Here is a 4,219-nt window from a genome sequence, read left to right on the forward strand (position 1 = left end):
GCACCGGCGCAGGCCGCGAACGACGGCGGATCGGGCGGCGGAGGACCGTCCGTGGGCCTCATCGCCGGGGCCGCCGCCGTGCTGGTCCTCGGCGCGGCCGGGTTCTGGCAGGCCCGCCGCAGACGCGGATGAGCGACACCCGGTCGCCGGCGCCGTCCTCCGCCTCTTCTTCCTCTGCCACCCCTTCCCCTTCCCCTCCTCCTTCCTCCCGCGCGTCCGCCGCACTGCGCGCCCCGGCGGCGACCCGTAGCAACTCCCTGCACGCCGGGGCCTGGTGGATCTGGGCGCTCGGGCTCGCCACGGCCGCTTCCCGGACCACCGACCCGCTGCTGCTGGGGCTGCTCGTGGGGGTGGCCGGTTATGTGGTGGCCGCCCGCCGTACCGACGCGCCCTGGGCCCGCTCGTACGGCGCCTTCGTCAAGTTGGGGCTGGCCGTTGTTGTCATCAGGCTGCTGTTCTCGGTGGTCCTCGGCTCCCCGATCCCCGGCTCCCACACGCTGTTCGGCCTCCCCCACGTGCCCCTGCCCGACTGGGCGGCGGGGATCAGGATCGGCGGCCGGGTGACTGCCGAGCAGCTCGTCTTCGCCGCGTACGACGGTGCGAAGCTCGCCACCCTGCTGATCTGCGTGGGCGCGGCGAACGCGCTCGCCAACCCTGCCCGGCTGCTCAAGTCCCTTCCGGGCGCGCTGTACGAGGTCGGAGTCGCGGTCGTCGTCGCGATGACCTTCGCGCCGAACATGGTCGCCGATGTGGTCCGGCTGCGTACGGCCCGGAGGCTGCGCGGACGGCCGACCGGCGGGGTGCGGGCCGTGCTCCAGATCGGACTGCCGGTCCTCGAAGGCGCGTTGGAACGGTCGGTGGCGGTCGCCGCCTCGATGGACGCTCGCGGCTACGGCCGTACGGCCCAGGTACCGCCCGCCGTGCGTCACACCACGACGGTGCTGACGCTCGGCGGACTGCTCGGCGTGTGCGGCGGATCGTACGGGCTGCTCGCCGCGCAGGGCGCGGGGTACGGCCTGCCCCTGCTGGCCGGGGGTCTCGTCGCCGCGCTGGCCGGACTGCGGCTCGGCGGCCGGCGCTCCGTCCGTACGCGCTACCGCCCCGACCGCTGGGGCACCAGGGCCTGGCTGGTCGCAGGATCGGGCGCGGCCGTGGCCGGGGCGATGATCTGGGCCGGTTCGTACGACCCGGCCGCGCTGCACCCCGGAGTCGTACCCCTGGTGGCGCCGACGCTGCCGCTGTGGCCGGCTGCGGGAACGCTGATCGGTCTGCTGCCGGCGTTCGTCGCACCCGTGCCGCCCGCGCCGCCCGCGCCGCCCGCGCCCAAGGAGGGAACGCCGTGATCCGCTTCGAGCAGGTGTCGGTGACCTACGACGGCGCCCCGGCGCCGGCCATCAGCGACATCGAACTCACCGTGCCCGAGGGCGAGTTGGTACTCCTGATCGGCCCATCGGGAGTCGGCAAGTCGACGCTCCTCGGCACGGTCTCCGGCCTGGTCCCGCACTTCACCGGAGGCAGGCTGCGCGGCCGGGTCACGGTCGACGGACGCGACACCCGTACCCAGAAGCCACGCGAACTCGCCGATGTCGTCGGCACGGTGGGACAGGATCCGCTCGCCCACTTCGTCACCGACACGGTCGAGGACGAACTCGCCTACGGAATGGAGTCGTTGGGCCTGGCCCCGGATGTGATGCGACGCCGCGTCGAGGAGACCCTCGACCTGCTGGGCCTGGCCGAGCTGCGCGACCGTCCGATCGCCACGCTCTCCGGCGGCCAGCAACAGCGGGTAGCGATCGGCTCCGTACTGACCACACACCCCAAGGTGCTTGTCCTCGACGAACCGACCTCGGCGCTCGACCCGGCAGCCGCCGAGGAGGTGCTCGCCGTGCTGCAACGGCTGGTGCACGACCTCGGAACGACCGTACTGCTGGCGGAGCACCGGCTGGAGCGCGTGGTCCAGTACGCGGACCAGGCCATCCTGCTCCCGGGCCCGGGGCAGGCGCCGGTCGTCGGGGAGCCCGAGCGGGTCATGGCGATGTCGCCGGTCCACCCACCGGTGGTGGCGCTCGGCCGGTTGGCGGGCTGGGACCCCCTGCCGCTCTCGGTACGGGACGCGAGACGCGCGGCGGCGGGGCTGCGGGAACGGCTGGCGGGCCTGGAGCCGCCGCTGGTTGAGGCAGCGCGGACCGCCACGGGCCCGACAACAGACTCGACAACAGAAGCCGTACCGGAGGCACCCGCCCCCGCGCGCACGGGACTCGACAGGCTGCTGCACCGGCGCCGCCACCACGGGACCCCGGCCACGACGGCTGACCGGGCGGGCCCCGGCTCCACCGCTGTCGCCGTCGTCACCGGCCTCGGCGTACGGCACGGCAGGATCGAGGCGCTGCGCGGCCTGTCGCTCACCGTGGCGCCGGGCGAAGCCGTCGCGTTGATGGGGCGCAACGGCGCCGGCAAGTCCACGCTCCTGAGCGCCCTGGTAGGCATGGTCGAGCCGGCCTCGGGCACGGTCCTCGTCAACGGCCGGACCCCGCACCGCACGCAGCCGCGCGAACTGATCCGTCAGGTCGGTCTCGTACCGCAGGAGCCGCGCGACCTCCTGTACGCGGACACGGTCGCCGCCGAGTGCGCGGCAGCGGACAGCGACGCGGGCGCGGCGCCCGGGAGTTGCCGGGCGCTGGTGGCCGAGCTACTGCCGGACGTACCCGACACCATGCACCCGCGCGACCTGTCGGAGGGGCAGCGGCTGGCACTGGCACTTGCCGTCGTGCTGACGGGACGGCCTCCGCTGGTGCTGCTCGACGAGCCGACGCGCGGCCTGGACTACGCGGCGAAAGGACGGCTGGTGGGGGTGCTGCGCACGCTGACGGCCGCCGGGCACGCGATCGTACTCGCCACTCATGACGTCGAGTTGGCGGCCGAACTGGCACACCGGGTGGTGATCCTGGCGGACGGCGAGATCGTCGCGGACGGCCCGACAGCCGAAGTGGTCCTGTCCTCGCCCGCGTTCGCGCCGCAAGTGGCCAAAGTCCTGGCGCCGCAAGGCTGGCTGACGGTTGGTCAGGTACGGCGTGCGTTGACGACCGGGGTAGATGCAGGGGAGGAGGACGAGGCATGAGCGGGAACCCCGTAACAGCACCGGTAACCGAACCGGCCGAACCGGCCGAGGCCCGAGAGACCCCCGCCCGGCAGGCGCGCGCCGTACGACTCGGCCCCCGGTCGATCGCCGCGCTCGCCCTGGTCAGCGCGACCGGGGTGGTCGCCTTCGGCTGGCCGCTGCTGGCCGACTCCTCCTCCGGGCTCGCCCACTCGCAGGACGCGCCCTGGCTCTTCGCGGCCCTGCTGCCGCTGCTGGTGGCGGTCGTCGTGGCGACGATCGCCGACTCGGGGCTCGACGCCAAGGCGGTCGCGATGCTGGGGGTGCTCGCCGCCGTAGGGGCCGCGCTGCGGCCCCTGGGGGCGGGCACGGCGGGGCTGGAGCCGATGTTCTTCCTGATGGTCCTGAGCGGACGGGTCCTCGGGCCCGGCTTCGGCTTCGTACTGGGCTCGGTCACGATGTTCGCCTCGGCGCTGCTGACCGGCGGCGTCGGGCCGTGGATGCCGTTCCAGATGCTGTCGATGGGCTGGTTCACCATGGGCGCGGGCCTGCTGCCCGGCCCCGACCGACTGCGCGGACGCGGCGAGTTGCTGATGCTGGCGCTGTACGGCGCCTGCGCGGCACTCGCCTACGGCACGATCATGAACCTCCAGGGCTGGACGTACATCGGCGGCCTGTCGTCCGGTATCTCCTTCCACGGAGGCGACCCGCTACAGGAGAACCTGACCCGCTTCCTCGCCTACTGCGCGGCGACCTCCTTCGGCTGGGACCTGGGACGAGCGGCACTGACGGTCGTCCTGACCCTGACGATCGGCGCGACGGTACTGAAGGCACTGCGCAGAGCGACCAGAAGGGCGGCTTTCGACGCGGAGGCTACTTTCGGGGACGGCGGGGGCGATGGGTAGCAGGGGGCAGGTAAGCAGGTAAGCGACCGGGCCCGGGGGGCCCTTTCGTGTCCTGCACGTTTGCTCCCGTCTGCGGACTGGTTGCCCTGCGGGGGGGGCGCACGAAGGGATCGCTGCCCAATGCCGCTCGGCTTGGCGGCGAGCTGCTGGCTGGGGTGACGGGGAGGGTTGGCGGGGCGGATGTGGTGAGCGCCGACAGACGCGAGACAGCGGTGGG

The 4,219-nt window shown here is 73.5% G+C and carries 4 protein-coding genes; all 4 read left to right on the forward strand.

What is annotated here, in order from left to right; all coding sequences use genetic code 11:
• The first annotated feature begins 78 nt into the window (after nucleotides 1-78).
• Genes QR77_RS49770 through QR77_RS10200 form a run of 4 tightly spaced genes read left to right on the forward strand, consistent with a single transcriptional unit; the run spans nucleotide 79 to nucleotide 4,002 of the window.
• The gene (locus tag QR77_RS49770; protein WP_269084356.1) at nucleotides 79-132 is read left to right on the forward strand and encodes a hypothetical protein; all 54 of its coding nucleotides are present in this window, start codon (nucleotides 79-81) and stop codon (nucleotides 130-132) included.
• The gene (locus QR77_RS10190; RefSeq protein WP_236710594.1) at nucleotides 129-1,343 is read left to right on the forward strand and encodes an energy-coupling factor transporter transmembrane protein EcfT; all 1,215 of its coding nucleotides are present in this window, start codon (nucleotides 129-131) and stop codon (nucleotides 1,341-1,343) included. Before QR77_RS49770 ends, QR77_RS10190 begins: the two co-directional genes overlap by 4 nt.
• The gene (locus QR77_RS10195; protein ID WP_040021123.1) at nucleotides 1,340-3,118 is read left to right on the forward strand and encodes an ABC transporter ATP-binding protein; all 1,779 of its coding nucleotides are present in this window, start codon (nucleotides 1,340-1,342) and stop codon (nucleotides 3,116-3,118) included. Before QR77_RS10190 ends, QR77_RS10195 begins: the two co-directional genes overlap by 4 nt.
• A complete protein-coding gene (locus QR77_RS10200) occupies nucleotides 3,115-4,002 on the forward strand; it encodes an ECF transporter S component (RefSeq protein WP_078876589.1) in 888 nt (295 codons plus the stop codon). Before QR77_RS10195 ends, QR77_RS10200 begins: the two co-directional genes overlap by 4 nt.
• The last annotated feature ends 217 nt before the right edge of the window (nucleotides 4,003-4,219 follow it).

This window comes from Streptomyces sp. 150FB, from assembly GCF_000818195.1.
Lineage (GTDB): Bacteria > Actinomycetota > Actinomycetes > Streptomycetales > Streptomycetaceae > Streptomyces.

Coding starts and splice junctions, on each gene's coding strand:
- QR77_RS10190 (WP_236710594.1), top strand. CDS start 129: ATGAGCGACACCCGGTCGCCGGCGCCGTCCTCCGCCTCTTCTTCCTCT.
- QR77_RS10200 (WP_078876589.1), top strand. CDS start 3,115: ATGAGCGGGAACCCCGTAACAGCACCGGTAACCGAACCGGCCGAACCG.